The sequence below is a fragment of the Streptococcus sp. 27098_8_109 genome (genome assembly GCF_041432295.1).
Lineage (GTDB): Bacteria > Bacillota > Bacilli > Lactobacillales > Streptococcaceae > Streptococcus.
The window spans coordinates 93,069-108,644 of the sequence record NZ_JAPVZJ010000001.1 but is presented as its reverse complement, the minus strand read 5'-3'; the positions used below and the strand labels follow the sequence as shown (position 1 = coordinate 108,644).

Here is a 15,576-nt window from a genome sequence, read left to right as displayed (position 1 = left end):
TTATACCACATTTCAGCTGGCAATCTTGTACCTAAAAAGACCGCAATCCACAGATTGCAGCCTTTCTTTATTTTCTAGCTTGGTAGCGACTGGTCAAAATGAAAATCACGGTAAAGACCAACATCATGACACCATAAACAGGTAATGTTTGTCCTGTTAAGGTTGAAATTTCAAGTAGTTTTTGAATTCTTGGGAAGAGAGCTGTAGCTAGGAAGCCTCCTACTGACCAAACAATCAAGAGGACACGCCATAGGGTAAATGGCATGCAGGCTCTAAATACGGATAAGAAACCAATTGACCCCAAGAGATAATAGAGTAGAGTTGAGATTTCTAACTCAGACCAACCTTGGCTACTTCCAAATATTTTCACAAAAAGAACGCTGAACACAACCATGAGAGCACTTGGTAGAGCACGAAGCATGGATCTTCTGAGGAAGTTTGGCTCAACAGGTTTGATATTTCGCTCAAAAGTCAGAACGAATGGTGGGAAACCTTCCACGAACTGGTCAATCATGGTAATCTGGATCGGAATGAAAGGGAAGATCAAGATCCACTCAGATCGTCCCAGAAGAGCACTGGCGATACAGATAACTGCGAGCAAGAAAGAATAGATGGTCTTTATCAAGAAAATCGGGGCGATATGGGCAATGTTATTGACCACGCGACGACCTTCAAAGAGAATCTCAGGAACATCATTAAAGTCTGAGTTCAAGAGAACCAGATTGGCAATCTGACGCGTCGCCGGATCCCCTTCCGCCATCACGATAGAACAATCCGCCTCACGAAGGGCGAGAATATCATTGACTCCGTCTCCTGTCATAGCTGTTGTATGCCCCGCTTTTTTCAGTGTTTGGATAATGAGTTTCTTTTGATGAGGAGAAACACGTCCGAAAATAGCTGTCTCCTCAGCCATAGTAATCAATTCCTCATCCGTGATTTTCGAGCAATCTACATAGCTGTGGTAGTCCGCAAAACCAGCCTTCTGAGCAATGCTGGATACAGTGACTGGATTGTCACCAGAGATAATCTTGAGCCCCACTTCCTGAGAACGGAGATAGTCCAGCGTCTCTGCTGCTCCCTCTCGAATCGGATCCAAGATCTCCAGCAAGGCTAGAGCCTGAATATCAGATGGTTTCTGTGGTTTGTGGTGGTCCAGTTTCTCCTGACTAAGAGCTAAGACCAAGACACGTGACCCTCTCTCCAAAGCCTCTCTGGCTTCTGGGACTTCAGAGTCCAGCAACATCTCAGGCGCTCCTAAGAAAACTGTCCCCAGACCTTCCAATTCCATAGCACCCCACTTGCGGTCGCTTGAGAAAGGAAGATTCGAAAGCATAGGATAGGCTACCCGGCCTTGAAAACGTTGGCGAATAGCTTGAGCTGTTGGATTTTTATCCTCACTATGGGCCATATAGCTTGTCAGGATTCTGGCAATAGCCTCTTCACCGTAAGTTTCCGTCAGTGGAAGAACAGCCTCCACCTGCATCTTTCCTTGGGTGATGGTGCCCGTCTTGTCCAGACAGAGCATATCCACGCGCGCCAAGGTCTCAACAGAGTACATCTCCTGTACCAAGACCTTTTTCAAGCCCAGCTTAATAACCGCAGTCAAAAGCGAAGTGATGGTCAAAAGGGCGATTCCCTTGGGCAACATCCCCAAAAGGGCTGTCGACGAATTTACAACAGATGACTTAAGAGGCAGGCCTTTTAAAAGCAAGGCTTCTAGCAAGAGAGCTAGACCAAAAGGAATGATAATCTTCCCAGTAAAACCAGTTAACCTGTCCAGCGATTTCATGATACGTGAGTTGATCGGTTTAACGGTCTTGGCTTCCAGCATGAGTTTAGCAGCATAGTTGTCTGCCCCGACATGGTGGACTTGAGCCAAAACTGACCCACTGGCTAGGAAACTTCCAGACAAAAGCAAGGCGTCAACTTCCTTTTGCACCAAATCACTCTCACCGGTCAACATGGCTTCATTGACTTCCGCAAAACCTTCTAGAACCAAGGCATCACTAGGAATCTGCTCCCCAGCAGACAAACGAATGACGTCTCCTAAAACCAATTCTTCAGGATTCAGAGCTACTTCCTGGCCATCACGAATGGTTTTAACCTTTTCCTTAGTCATGAGATTGAGCTTGTCCACCATGTGTTTGGCCCGCAGCTCAGTCACAATCCCAGAAAAAGCGTTAAAGCAGATAACGGCAAAGAAGACCAGATTGCTCCAAGCCTGCACAAAGGCTAGTGCCAAAGCAATGGCAAAGTTCAAAGCATTAAAAAGGGTAAAGACATTTCGTTTAACGATTTGCCAAGTGCTTGTACTAGCCGATGCGGTAAAATCATTGACCAAGCCCTTAGCCTGTCTTTCCTCGACTTCTCTTTGGGTTAATCCCATAATCTTATTTTTATCCATGAATTCTATCATATCATTTTTTCTAAAAGAATTCTAATCTCATCCCAAATACGAACCTAGTCAAGGGAAAAGTTTGCCAGCCCTCCTTTGATAAGGTATAATAATAACAAGAAAATAATCGAAGGAGATCGCATGTTTTATACTTATTTACGTGGATTGGTTGTATTGCTCCTATGGTCCATCAATGGCAATGCCCATTATCATAATACTGATAAAATTCCTAATCAAGATGAAAATTATATTTTGGTTGCACCTCACCGCACCTGGTGGGATCCAGTTTATATGGCCTTTGCGACCAAACCAAAACAATTTATCTTTATGGCCAAAAAAGAGCTCTTTACCAACCGTATCTTTGGCTGGTGGATTCGTATGTGTGGTGCCTTTCCTATCGACCGGGAAAATCCTAGCGCTTCTGCCATCAAATATCCTATCAATGTTCTCAAAAAAAGTGACCGCTCTCTCATCATGTTTCCAAGTGGTAGCCGCCACTCAAACGATGTCAAGGGTGGCGTAGCCCTGATTGCTAAAATGGCCAAGGTCCGTATCATGCCGGTTACCTACACAGGTCCTATGACTTTGAAGGGCTTGATTAGTCGTGAACGTGTCGATATGAACTTTGGAAATCCAATTGATATCTCAGATATCAAAAAAATGAATGACGAAGGCATTGAAACAGTCGCCAATCGTATCCAAACAGAATTTCAACGTCTGGACCAAGAAACGAAACAATGGCACAATAATAAAAAACCAAACCCACTCTGGTGGCTTATCCGCATCCCTGCCCTCATCCTTGCCATTATCCTCGCTATCCTAACCATCATCTTTAGCTTTATCGCAAGCTTTATCTGGAATCCAGATAAGAAAAGAGAAAAACTTGCTTAAATAAATACAACAATCCCTTGGCAAAAGCCAAGGGATAAATCTTTTATTCGATTTTCCATTTTTGGGCTAACCAGCTGGAAAAAGCTAGGAATCGTTCAACTACTTGTTCATGGTGTCCATGAGGATCAAAGACAAACTGGCCGTTCGGATAGCATTTCTGAAGACTGGTATGGATCTGTTCAGCATAGGCTGGTGCTTGAGCCAAGCGATTACTATGATTGGCTCCTTCTGTTTGACCATTCTGTAAATACAGCAAACAGTCTAGATTTTTCACTGTCTCTGCCTTGCAGTAAGTCACAAAATCAGGATACCAAAAGGAACCGCAGATCGAAAAGACACAGGAAACCTTGTCAAAGCTGAAAAGACTGTAGACTGCCGCCAAACCACCTAGTGAGTAGCCTCCATAAGCAAGGCGAGTTTCGTCCAGGCGATAAAGCGACTGCAACTTGTCTAAAAGACCTCCAAATAAATGATCATGATAGGCGTTGGCCTGACCTCCAAAATCTGGAGCTCCATCTCTCAGAGCTGATGTCGCCCAGGGAGTGTAGTCGTCTAAGCGATTTTTAGAGGTCAAGCCCACTAAAATCACAGATTCGGAAAGGGACGATAGGAAGTCCAAGTTTCCATCATTCAATAAAATAGCCGGATAGGTTTGATTGGGGTCGTAGTTAGAGGGAAGGCTGATTTTGACTTGAATTCCTTCCCAATCAAACTCATTATTTATTGATAAAGTCATTGATTTTCTCAAGGGAATCAATCACTGATGGACCATAGTCCATCAATTCATCGTAAGAGATGGTCATGATTTTTTGATTCTTAATAGCAGGAACGCTTTCCAAAACAGCATTTGCCTTCATCAACTCTACTGCTTTTTCATCCAATTTTTTATTACGATCGCTGGTTACATAGATAATCAATTCAGGATCCATTGACACGAGATTTTCCAAGGTCAAGCCTGATGTCCCCGTAGCAACGTTTGTATAACCAAGTTGGTTCAACAAACTTTCTTGCAAAGCAGACTTGTAGGCACCGAAGGTTTGATCATTATAAGCAACCATAATCAAAGCCTTTTTCTTTTCACCTTGGCTTGCTGGATTTGCTTTCTTAACAGCGTCAATTTTAGTTTGTAATTGGGCTGCGTATTCATTGGATTTTTCCTGAACATTAAAAATCATTCCAAGATTTTTGACATCTTCTACGATATTCCCCAAATCTTGCTGAATTGTTGAGAGAGAAGCTTTTTGTGTATAAACTGGGATTTTATTTTCATTCCAAGTGCTAACTGTCCCCAAGGACTTTTCAGAAAACATCATGTTTCGACCCATCAAAGCGTCTGGCTCATAAGAAAGGACTGTCTCTTGTGAGACTGTTTTTTTATCCCCGATTTGAGGAATAGTCGCAATCGCGTCCTTGTATTTGTCCGTCACAGCATTGTCTGGATTGAGCATGCCAGCAATTTTATCCTTCAACCCTAACTCCAATAAGATTTCAGTGGTTGAAAGATTGTTTGTAATAACTTTTTCAGGTGCCTTGTCAAAAACTTGTTCGACTTCATTCCCTTTCGCGTCATAGGTTTTGACCGTTAGTGGATAAGTCGTCTCTGCTTTAGCCTTTTGACTTGTTTCTGTGCTAGGTTGTGTGGTAGCTTTTTCTGTAGTAGTATTGCCACAAGCTGCCAAAGTTAAGGTAGCTACTGTTACGAGTAAAATGCTTAGTGTTTTTTTCATATTGTTTTCCTTTTCATTCTTATAAATAGTGAATCATGGCTTGCTGATCCTCGGTCCAAGTCACTTGACTTTGAACTCCATATACAGTTTGCAATGACTCAGGGGTGATGGTCTCCTTTGGAGTCCCTTGGTAAAGGATTTCCCCCTCTTTCATCAGATAGAGATAATCCGAATAGCGACAAGCAAGTTGAATATCATGCAGGACAGCTAGAACATTGACCTTGAGATTCTTCACAATGGCCAACAAGTCTAGCTGATACCTGATATCCAGGTGATTGGTTGGTTCGTCCAGGAGCAAGAGAGTCGGTTCTTGCGCCAAGGCGCGGGCTAACAAAACTCGCTGTTTCTCTCCCCCCGACAGGGACGAATAGAGACGAGTTTTCTTCTCGAGCATATCCACCTTAACGAGGGCATCTTGAACGAGCGTAAAATCCCTTTCCCTTTCCTTCTGTAAAAAAGAGAGGTGGGGAGTTCTTCCCAGCAAGACGATTTCTTCAACTGTACAATCAAACTGCAGTTGGTTAAACTGGGTCACAACTGCCATTTGCTTGGCTGTTTCTTTGAGCGTCCATTGTTCCAGAGGCTTTCCATCTAGGCTTATCAAGCCTTTGTCCGCCTTTTCCTGACGATAGAGGAGTTTAAGTAGACTGCTTTTCCCGCTTCCATTTGGTCCTAGTATCGTGTGAAATTGATTCCCTTCAACTTTAAGAGAAACTCCCTTGAGGATTTTTTTCTCTCCCAGTCCAAAGTGGACATCCTGACAAATCAAGTCCATATCAGCTCCTCACCTCCCTTCGCCTACCTCCAACAATGTAGATAAAGAAGGGAGCACCTACTAAGGCTGTGAAAATACCAATAGGAAGCTCTGCGTTTGGAATGATGATACGAGAGAGTACGTCTGCCCAGATGACAAAGAGGGCACCCAGCAAGGTTGCAACAGGAAAAAGCCTCTTGTAATTCGTTCCTACTAACCCTCGAGCTAAATGTGGAGTAATCAGACCGACAAATCCAATAATCCCACAGGTTGCCACTAAGACTGCTGTCAGCACAGCCACCATGGTCACATAAAGATACCAATAAAAGCGTAAGGGAATTCCCAAAGTTAAAGCAGCCTCATCTCCCATCATCATCGCATTAAAAACACGATACTGGGTAGAGAAAAATAGAAAGGCCATTCCTACTACTATAGTTGGCAGGACCAAGTCTGCCCAGGAAGTCCCAGCGAGCGAGCCCATGGTCCAAAACTTAATGGTCATCACACTATCCGCATTAGCTCCAACTGAGATAATAAAGTTTGAAAAAGCCAGAAAGAGAGCATTGACCACGGTTCCTGATAAAATCAGACTAGAAGTCGTCATCCTTCCCTGCATAGAGGCAATGATGAGGACAGCAATTGTTGCCAAAATAGCTCCAAGAAAAGCTCCAAGGCTAATCATCACTTTTAAACCAAGAATGATGCTCAAGGTTGCCCCTAGAGTTGCACCCGCAGATATTCCTAAGACATAAGGCTCTGCGATGGGATTGTTCACTGTAGACTGCATCACGCTACCACACATAGAAAGACCAGCCCCCACTATCAGACCTAACAATACTCGAGGGAATCTCATGTTCCATACAATGGCAAGAGTAGACTTGGAAACCTCTCCTATCTCAAGAGGAAATCCCAACCTGCTCAAAATAATCCGATAGGTAGCTCCTAGATCAATCGCAACAGATCCCATAGAAACTGCTAGAAAGAGAGAAATCCCTAAAGTAGCTAGCAAAATAACTAAAAGTAACACAAATTGCTGGTCTTGTCGGCTTCCAGAAAATTTGGAAAGCATGCAAACCTCCTATGATAGAATCTTAAAAATTTAGAAAATTCTCATGAAAAGTATACCATATTTTCAACAATGGAACAAGATGAGAAAAATGAATATAGTTGGTCTTACAGTGCTAATAATCGTAACCGAAGATTATACTTGAGTATATCGAGGTAAGAGGACAACATAAAAAGCCCTCTAAAATTAGAGAGCTGATTTGAGATTGGGATAAAATCCTAGTGAAACAAAAAAATCTACACGGTCAGAAAAGTCTCTATCGTGCCATTTTCATACATGATGTATAGTCCAAGTAGAATGAATACTAAGGGCACAATGATTCGCTCGTATTTTTCAATTGTCTCGAATATTAACGGAATAGAGGATAACACCCGACTAATCTCGCATAAGATAATTATACCGATTACAAACACAAGCAACGCCACGAGGGTCTGTGACCAATCTAACGAAGCAAAATAAGGTATATAGATACCTAAATTATCTCCGCCAGACGCAATTGTCAGCAATGTAACTGTCCAAAACAGTTGATTTGCCTTGCTTTGTTCTAATCTTTCAATAATTTCTTCCTCTTCTTCCTCTTCTTCCTCACCTTCTCCAACAATTGCAAAGCGAATCCCTAAATAGATAGGGATTAAACCAAGCAATCCAACCATCCATTCTTCAGGCACGAAATTAACGACATAAGCAGCAACTAAACTCGCCCCTACAAGTAAGCCTGTGCCTAGATATTGCCCCGCATAAATATGCCATTTTTGTTTATTCTGTGATAGCTGTGCAAATAAAATAAATAAAATAATTAAATAATCGATACTGGTGGAAATATAAACACCAATAGCAGATATGATTGTCTGTCCCATAAAAAACCTCCTGTATTGGTCAGTAATAAATCAGCAGATTTTAGGAGAGCACAGACACATTAATTTAGCTATCGCTAGTGGGTAATGTCGAACATAGGAAAGCATTTTACTCCTCCTCAAAACGTAGTTACAAAGTAATTTCTAACTGGAATTCGGTGACTACTTCCATGTAAAGTATAACATACTATACTTTACTTCGTAAAGTGTGGGCTCTCCGAGGGGGCTTGCAGACAGCTACTCGGCTTTTCAAGCCGAGTAGCTACGCACCTTTATGGTGTAATTAGCTGATACCATTTGAGGTTTTTGTAGTCTCCAAAATTGTGACCGATAAAACCTCAATAAAAAAGCCCTCTGAAAATCAGAGAGCTGATTTGAGCTCGGGCTAAAATCCTAGTGAAAAAGATGAAACTCCTTGTGTTCATCGAACACGGTGTCGTTTCCCTATTTTCATACGGATTTCTTACGCCCTTAGCATCATGATTCTTGCTGGATAAAACGTTTATAGACTAGGCGACGAGGAGAAGAATGTACGAAACTTTCAGTGAAACAAAAAAATCTCCCCGAAGGGAGAATATCTGGTTTATTTTACCTTACAGTGCTAGGAACCGTAACCGAAGATTATACTTGAGTATACCAAGGTAAGTTGACAAAAGTAAAAAAGCTACCCAATTTAGAGTAGCTTCATTATCAAGATATGCTCAATTGAACACGGCCTAAGCACTTGGCAAAAAAGATAAAATCTCCTAGAAACTGAAGTTTCTTCGTCAATTTTCCTATTTTTGCTTTGTGCTTTTGACGGCCTTTGTATCTTGAATTAACGACGAAGTCCTAGAGAGTTGATCAACTCACGGTAACGGTTAACGTCGTTTTTACGCAAGTATGCAAGCAAGTTACGACGGCGACCGATTTTTTTCATCAATCCACGGTAAGTAGCGTGGTCTTTTTTGTGTTGTTTGATGTGTTCGTTAAGGTGGTTGATTTCCCAAGTAAGGACAGCAACTTGAACCTCTACTGAACCTGTATCACCTTCGTGACGTGCATATTGTGCGATGATTTCATTTTTTTTCTCTTTTGAGATTGCCATGATGTTTCTCCTTTTTATTTGGCTTCATCCGAGTGACAGGTTGGCATGCCTGTAACCAAGAAGAAGTTATTTGTCTTTACGACAATCCCTATTCTACCAATAACTAACTTCTTTGTCAACAGATTTACTTTCTTGTTTTAAACATGCTATAATAATCATAGCAAGAGATTTAAGTTATCTGTTTTTTTAAAACGAGGTGATTATCATGCGTAGATTCTATTTCCATCTCCCCTACTATCTGGTCATATCCTTCTTTTATTGGCCACTTTATGAGTTGTTCTTGCTAGTTGTTTCTGACCCCCTTACACTCAAGGGACTCTATATAAACAATCTTCTCTTCTTTACACCTCTGGTAATCTTGATTATATCGCTACTCTATAGCTACCGTTTCCGTTTCTCACTTTGGTGGTTAATTGGTAACGGACTGCTCTTTTGCTTTACTATCATAACCTTTGGTGAATTTATCTGGTTTTACTTTTTAGCCTATGAAATCTTTGCTCTGGTGGGCATGGCTTCCGGTATTGGTATCAAGTATATTCTACAAAAAATGAAAAACAAAAAACTTTCACAAAATCCTTGAAAAATCTCACAATCATGCTATAATAATCCATAGAGACAAGTCACTTAGTCCCTTTCTACTAGAGAGTGCGTGGTTGCTGGAAACGCATAGGAAGCCTAAACTGATACTACTCTTGAGTTTTTTATGAAAACATAAAACGGTGGCCACGTTAGAGCCAATCAGAGGTGTCCCTCTTTTTTGAGGAACATAAATGAAGGTGGAACCACGTTGCGACGTCCTTTCGAGGATGTCGCTTTTTGTTTTTCTAGCTTTCACAGTCCTCTGTCCCTGTTTTCAGAATAGGGTTAACACATTCGTCAATAATATAAGTAAGGAGAACATCATGATTAACATTACTTTCCCAGATGGCGCTGTTCGTGAATTCGAATCTGGCGTTACAACTTTTGAAATTGCCCAATCTATCAGCAATTCCCTAGCAAAAAAAGCCTTGGCTGGTAAATTTAACGGCAAACTCATCGACACTACTCGTGCTATCACTGAAGATGGAAGCATCGAAATTGTGACACCTGACCACGAAGATGCCCTTCCAATCTTGCGTCACTCAGCCGCTCACTTGTTTGCCCAAGCAGCTCGTCGTCTTTTCCCAGACATTCACTTGGGTGTTGGTCCAGCCATCGAGGACGGCTTCTACTACGATACTGACAACACAGCTGGTCAAATCTCTAACGAAGACCTTCCTCGTATCGAAGAAGAAATGCAAAAAATTGTCAAAGAAAACTTCCCATCAATTCGTGAAGAAGTGACTAAAGACGAGGCACGTGAAATCTTTAAAAACGACCCTTACAAGTTGGAATTGATTGAAGAACACTCAGAAGACGAAGGCGGTTTGACTATCTATCGTCAGGGTGAATATGTAGACCTTTGCCGTGGCCCACACGTCCCTTCAACAGGCCGTATCCAAATCTTCCACCTTCTCCATGTAGCAGGTGCTTACTGGCGTGGAAATAGCGACAACGCTATGATGCAACGTATCTACGGTACAGCTTGGTTTGACAAAAAAGACTTGAAAAACTACCTTCAAATGCGTGAAGAAGCTAAGGAACGTGACCACCGTAAACTTGGTAAAGAGCTTGATCTCTTCATGATTTCTCAAGAGGTTGGTCAAGGACTTCCATTCTGGTTGCCAAATGGTGCGACTATCCGTCGTGAATTGGAACGCTACATCGTAGACAAAGAGTTGGCTTCTGGCTACCAACACGTATACACTCCACCACTTGCTTCTGTTGAACTTTACAAGACTTCTGGTCACTGGGATCATTACCAAGAAGACATGTTCCCAACTATGGACATGGGTGACGGGGAAGAATTTGTCCTTCGTCCAATGAACTGTCCGCACCACATCCAAGTCTTCAAACACCATGTTCATTCTTACCGTGAGTTGCCAATCCGTATTGCTGAAATCGGTATGATGCACCGTTATGAAAAATCTGGTGCCCTCACTGGTCTTCAACGTGTACGTGAAATGTCACTCAACGACGGTCACCTCTTTGTGACTCCAGAACAAATCCAAGAAGAATTCCAGCGTGCCCTTCAGTTGATTATCGATGTTTATGAAGATTTCAACTTGACTGAATACCGCTTCCGCCTCTCTCTTCGTGACCCTCAAGATACTCACAAGTACTTTGACAACGATGAGATGTGGGAAAATGCTCAAACCATGCTTCGTGCAGCCCTTGATGAAATGGGCGTGGACTACTTTGAAGCCGAAGGTGAAGCAGCCTTCTACGGACCAAAATTGGATATTCAAGTTAAGACAGCCCTTGGAAAAGAAGAAACCCTTTCTACTATCCAACTTGACTTCTTGCTTCCAGAACGCTTCGACCTTAAATACATCGGAGCTGATGGTGAGGAACACCGTCCAGTTATGATCCACCGTGGTGTAATCTCTACTATGGAGCGCTTTACAGCTATCTTGATTGAGAACTACAAGGGTGCCTTCCCAACATGGCTTGCACCACACCAAGTAACCCTCATCCCAGTATCTAACGAAAAACACGTGGACTACGCTTGGGAAGTGGCTAAGAAACTCCGTGACCGTGGTGTTCGTGCAGATGTAGATGAGCGCAATGAAAAAATGCAGTTCAAGATCCGTGCGTCACAAACAAGCAAGATTCCTTACCAATTGATCGTTGGGGACAAGGAAATGGAAGACGGAACAGTCAACGTTCGTCGCTACGGACAAAAAGAAACACAAACTGTCTCAGTTGATGACTTTGTTCAAGCTATCCTAGCTGATATCGCCAACAAATCACGCGTTGAGAAATAAGAGATAAAATCCTAGCTACCTAAAAAGCAACAACTATTTCAGCTGTTGCTTTTTATATTTTTACTCAATGAAAATCAAAAAGCAAACTAGGAAGCTAGCCGCAAGCTGTACTTGAGTACGGTAAGGCGACGCTGACGTGGTTTGAATTTGATTTTCGAAGAGTATTATTTAATCCGAGCTAGTAGTGATTGACCAAACCACCACACAAGATTTGCTTTCATGAGTTAGATAAGGTCAATATCCTCAATCCTTGTCTGCTTCATTTTCTTTTACGAGATCTTTTTGTGAATCTTTTTCAGAGAGTTTTTGATCAATATACTTGTCAATGTTTTCATAAAATTCCTTGGTCGCTTCACTATCTAATGTTGGCGAGTTCTGAACTTGATTCACTTTCAATTGAACAGATTGAATACCGTAAGAGGCTTGTTTTTGGTGGAGTGTTTCTAATTCTTCTTCTGAAATCGGATCTCCAACAACCGTCAAGACCAATTCATTGTTACTTGACTTGTAGACTTGATTAATAACCGTATAATTGGCGAACTCTTTTCCTACAAACTGTTTGATCCCTTCTTTGCGCGCTTGTTCTATTGTCAGAGTAACTGCCGAATAGCTAGCTGGAAGAATCAACAATACAATCAAAGATATCAAGCCAATTCTCATTTTAATGCTCAGCTCTTTAAATGAAGTTAAAGGAGATTTTCTCATCAAAATTCTTGTTCCAACAATGTTGGCTAGCATGATAAAGACACAGTTGATCAAGAAAAGATAGAGAGCCCCCAATAAAAATCGTACATTCCCATTAGCTAAACCATAGCCAGCAGTACAGATAGGCGGCATCAGAGCTGTAGCAATGGCTACTCCTGGCACGATATTGTTTGCTTCTTTTTTCCTTGAACCGATCACACCAGCAATCCCACCAGCAATAGCAATGAGGACATCCCAAATGGTTGGAGAGGTTCGTGCAATCAACTCGCTACTTGCATAAGACAAGGGAGAAATCCAGAAATACAGAGTCGAGACAAGCAAACTGACCAACACTTGAGTCAATAAAACCTCTAGAGATTGCTTGATTAAACGCGTATCAAAAATAGCTAAACCGAATCCCAGTCCAACAATCGGTGTCATGAGAGGTGAAATCAACATGGCTCCTATAATGACAGCTGTTGAATTCATATTTAGTCCGATAGAGGCAATAAAAATTGCACACATCAAAATCGCTGTATCTCTCAATCGAACATGAAGGTCATCGTATAATTTCTCACGGTATTCCCGTGTTGAATAATTGGCAGTCATTTGTCCTCTCCTCTTTCCTTATTTAAATTGGTATAATAATTAAAAATAACAGCTGATAAACAGCCAAAAAATATGAGCCCATAAATCGTCAAGAAGACACTGGTAATCCTTCCAATCAAGGTCACAGCTAGGAGATCCCCGTAGCCGACAGTCGTCGAAGTCACAAAAGCATACCAAAGACCGTCTCCGTAATTTGTGATAGCAGGTTCAACTAGGAAAAGCACGCCTCCTGACCCAAAAACAAAGGTCACAAAACTCAGAGCAAACCGAGTAAAACCCGTAACCTGCATAATATGCCATAACATTTTTAAACGTTTCATTTGTTCTCCTTATTCATACTAGCTCCTGACCGAGCCGTTTTTTTCCAATAATCAAAGTGAAGATAGGACATGATCTCCATCACCAAACCCCAGTCCAACAATCGGTGTCATAAGAGGGGAAATCAGCATGGCTCCAATAATGACAGCTGTTGAATTCATATTTAGGCCAATAGAGGCAATAAAAATCGCACACATCAAAATCACTGTATCTCTTAATCGAACATGAAGATCATCATATAATTTCTCACGGTATTCACGTGTTGAATAGTTTCCAGTCATTGGTTACTCCTTTTATTTCGTATAATTTTGTTTCTGCATGGATGATGGTAGAGAGACTTCTGTCCAATCTTACATATTTTTCTTCTCACCTGTTATTCTTTTGAAAATTATCCTTTAAATATCCGTCAGTCCATCCTTAACATTATATCAAAAATTTTACAGTCTTTCTTCGAAGAAATCTATCAATTGAATAGATAGATGAAGCAAGAAATTTTTGTTTCCTTATCCGAAGAAGGAAAAACGGTATCTCCTGAACCTTGATACTATGCGTTTTATTCTTTATAATTTAGCTATTTCAAAATTACAAGTTCTCCATTCTTAATTTCCCAAACTTGGTCAAACTTACTTAATAATTCGTTTTGGCGATGTAAAGTAACAATGACGGCACTTGGTAGTTCCAGAACTCTTTCCAATTCCATTTTAAACTGATTAGTATCCAAGGCAGAGAAAGGTTCGTCTAGGATAAGCAATGGATTTTTACGATTTTTCTCACGATTTAAATACATTCGTTGTTGCTGACCACCTGACAGGGATTGTGGTGGAATTTTTTCAAAATCTTCTTCTCTGAATTTTTCATTGAAACTATTGAATAGCGTTACATTATTTTCATAACTCGAAATAAATGTATGTTCTTGTTGCAGAATCATACCGAATCTTCCCCAAAGATGGTCCAAAACAAGCCCATCTAGCACAATTTGTCCTTCAAAATCTTCATCTGTTCCATTTAAAATGTTGAGAAGACTACTTTTTCCAGACCCATTCTTACCAATAAGCGCAATTTTATCCCCTTTTTGAATCGTAGCGGAAGTAATTATCAATTTTGATTCTCCCAGTTGTTTGGAAATGTTTTTCAAAGTAATCGTATCAAAAGAATGTTGAGGTGCTTGAACTGAAACGGGTCTCCCAACAATGTTTTGAAAACTCTTGATTACAGGCTTTACGGACTCTAACATTTGTAAATCATAAAGGATTTCCTGTATTGGTTCAGAAAAAGCATTAATATATCCGAAACTCGCCACCACCTCAGGAATACCGAGTTGCTGGTGAGATAGAGAGTAGGCTAAATAAATAAACAGAACAAGACTAATGAATTCAAAAGAAACACCTGTCAATAAGATGCCTGTAATTTTTGTCAAACCATACTTAAAATACTTATCCTGCAAATTCTTTAGAGATCTCTTTTGTTGATTCAAAAAATGCGACATAGTTAGTTTATTTACCAAATGATGTCCCATGAGCAAATCCTCCAAAGTTCGATAGTAATCTCCTTGTTTTTTCAAGTAAACCTGTCTACGATTAGCGGTCAACTTCCCAACGATTTTAGGAATTTGAATACTAATTCCAGTGGAAAAGATTAAAATCAGTGATACAATAGGATTAATTGTTCTGCTAATAATGAAAGCGTAAATGATGATACGTAAAATTTGTTTGATAAAACTCATCAATGGAGGAAGGTAATCCTTTTCCAACGAATCTAGGTCATTAGATTGATAGGAAATATACTCTGCTACTGTTTTCTGCTTGAAATCGTGGTGACTGAGTCCCAGAAGTGAACGAAACCACTCATTTTTCAAAGTAGTCGAAAAGATAATCCCCTGCTTCCAATCAAGTATCATTTGGATATAGTTACAACTCAAATAGCCTGCCACTGACATAGAGTAACCATATAGAGCTACTTGATAATCCCCTTTGATTAATGCCTGCGTGAAATACGGTAACAAAGCAGTGCAGATATTCGATATTGCACCAAAAAGAAAATTAAAGAAGAGATACCATCTAATAGTTTTAAGATATGGTAGCATATACGATACTCCTTGCTAATGCGTTTTTTTACATATCTCAGAACAATCTCTACTATTCCTTATTTCAGATAGTGCGATACTCAGACATTGAGTGCAATAATTGTAAATCACACAAGTTCTGCAGTTTTTACTATCATTCAAAATATAATTTGCTATTTTGTAAAATATAGGTCTATCCCATGTTTCTTTGATAGATGTAAAATGAATATTTCCAACACTTCTATTGAAAGTAAGCTTTTCAGTTTTTCTAACGATTTAGGCT

13 protein-coding genes and 2 pseudogenes are annotated in these 15,576 nt (G+C 40.7%); 4 read left to right on the top strand and 11 right to left on the bottom strand.

Features of this window, described 5'->3' with window-relative positions; translation table 11 throughout:
* Positions 1-67: 67 nt before the first annotated feature.
* On the bottom strand, positions 68-2,404 hold the full coding sequence (locus O3664_RS00550; RefSeq protein ID WP_371613496.1) for a cation-translocating P-type ATPase: 2,337 nt from the start codon (positions 2,402-2,404) through the stop codon (positions 68-70).
* A 132-nt stretch (positions 2,405-2,536) separates the two neighbouring features.
* On the opposite strand from O3664_RS00550, the gene O3664_RS00545 reads away from it, so the two are divergent.
* Positions 2,537-3,286: a 1-acyl-sn-glycerol-3-phosphate acyltransferase gene (locus tag O3664_RS00545; RefSeq protein ID WP_000500197.1), complete on the top strand. Its 750-nt coding sequence runs from the start codon at positions 2,537-2,539 to the stop codon at positions 3,284-3,286.
* Positions 3,287-3,329: 43 nt separating this feature from the next.
* On the opposite strand, the gene O3664_RS00540 is transcribed toward O3664_RS00545, so the two are convergent.
* From O3664_RS00540 to rpsO, 6 genes are all read right to left on the bottom strand, one after another.
* A complete protein-coding gene (locus O3664_RS00540) occupies positions 3,330-4,022 on the bottom strand; it encodes an alpha/beta hydrolase-fold protein (RefSeq protein ID WP_045611209.1) in 693 nt (230 codons plus the stop codon).
* Positions 4,003-5,013, bottom strand: a complete 1,011-nt coding sequence (locus O3664_RS00535) for an ABC transporter substrate-binding protein (protein ID WP_371613469.1) — start codon at positions 5,011-5,013, stop codon at positions 4,003-4,005. Before O3664_RS00535 ends, O3664_RS00540 begins: the two co-directional genes overlap by 20 nt.
* Positions 5,014-5,032: 19 nt before the next feature.
* Positions 5,033-5,788, bottom strand: a complete 756-nt coding sequence (locus O3664_RS00530; RefSeq protein WP_371613468.1) for an ABC transporter ATP-binding protein — start codon at positions 5,786-5,788, stop codon at positions 5,033-5,035.
* Between the two features lies 1 nt (position 5,789).
* Positions 5,790-6,836 carry an iron ABC transporter permease gene (locus O3664_RS00525; protein ID WP_261028965.1) on the bottom strand — a complete coding sequence of 349 codons (1,047 nt, stop codon included), beginning with the start codon at positions 6,834-6,836 and terminating at the stop codon, positions 5,790-5,792.
* Positions 6,837-7,069: 233 nt separating this feature from the next.
* Positions 7,070-7,690, bottom strand: coding sequence for a CadD family cadmium resistance transporter (locus O3664_RS00520; RefSeq protein ID WP_000531713.1), 621 nt, complete (start codon positions 7,688-7,690; stop codon positions 7,070-7,072).
* Positions 7,691-8,504: 814 nt separating this feature from the next.
* On the bottom strand, positions 8,505-8,774 hold the full coding sequence (rpsO, locus tag O3664_RS00515) for a 30S ribosomal protein S15 (RefSeq protein WP_001018251.1): 270 nt from the start codon (positions 8,772-8,774) through the stop codon (positions 8,505-8,507).
* 205 nt (positions 8,775-8,979) lie between these two features.
* Here rpsO and O3664_RS00510 point away from each other — a divergent pair, with 205 nt between their 5' ends.
* From O3664_RS00510 to thrS, 3 genes and pseudogenes are all read left to right on the top strand, one after another.
* Complete coding sequence (locus O3664_RS00510) at positions 8,980-9,354, top strand: hypothetical protein (RefSeq protein ID WP_001252466.1); 375 nt, start codon at positions 8,980-8,982, stop codon at positions 9,352-9,354.
* A 73-nt stretch (positions 9,355-9,427) separates the two neighbouring features.
* Positions 9,428-9,636 (top strand): annotated as a pseudogene (locus O3664_RS00505) (hypothetical protein).
* A gap of 40 nt (positions 9,637-9,676) precedes the next feature.
* The gene (gene thrS / locus O3664_RS00500) at positions 9,677-11,620 is read left to right on the top strand and encodes a threonine--tRNA ligase (protein WP_000608345.1); all 1,944 of its coding nucleotides are present in this window, start codon (positions 9,677-9,679) and stop codon (positions 11,618-11,620) included.
* Between the two features lie 243 nt (positions 11,621-11,863).
* Here thrS and O3664_RS00495 read toward each other — a convergent pair whose 3' ends face one another.
* From O3664_RS00495 to O3664_RS00480, 4 genes and pseudogenes are all read right to left on the bottom strand, one after another.
* Complete coding sequence (locus tag O3664_RS00495) at positions 11,864-12,913, bottom strand: DUF389 domain-containing protein (RefSeq protein WP_049516469.1); 1,050 nt, start codon at positions 12,911-12,913, stop codon at positions 11,864-11,866.
* Entirely contained in the window at positions 12,910-13,233 is a 324-nt protein-coding gene (locus O3664_RS00490) for a potassium channel family protein (protein WP_000825751.1), read from the bottom strand. Before O3664_RS00490 ends, O3664_RS00495 begins: the two co-directional genes overlap by 4 nt.
* An 81-nt stretch (positions 13,234-13,314) precedes the next feature.
* Positions 13,315-13,512: pseudogene (locus tag O3664_RS00485) on the bottom strand (hypothetical protein); the annotation flags it as partial.
* Positions 13,513-13,802: 290 nt separating this feature from the next.
* Entirely contained in the window at positions 13,803-15,314 is a 1,512-nt protein-coding gene (locus O3664_RS00480; RefSeq protein WP_261099471.1) for an ABC transporter ATP-binding protein, read from the bottom strand.
* Positions 15,315-15,576 lie beyond the last annotated feature (262 nt).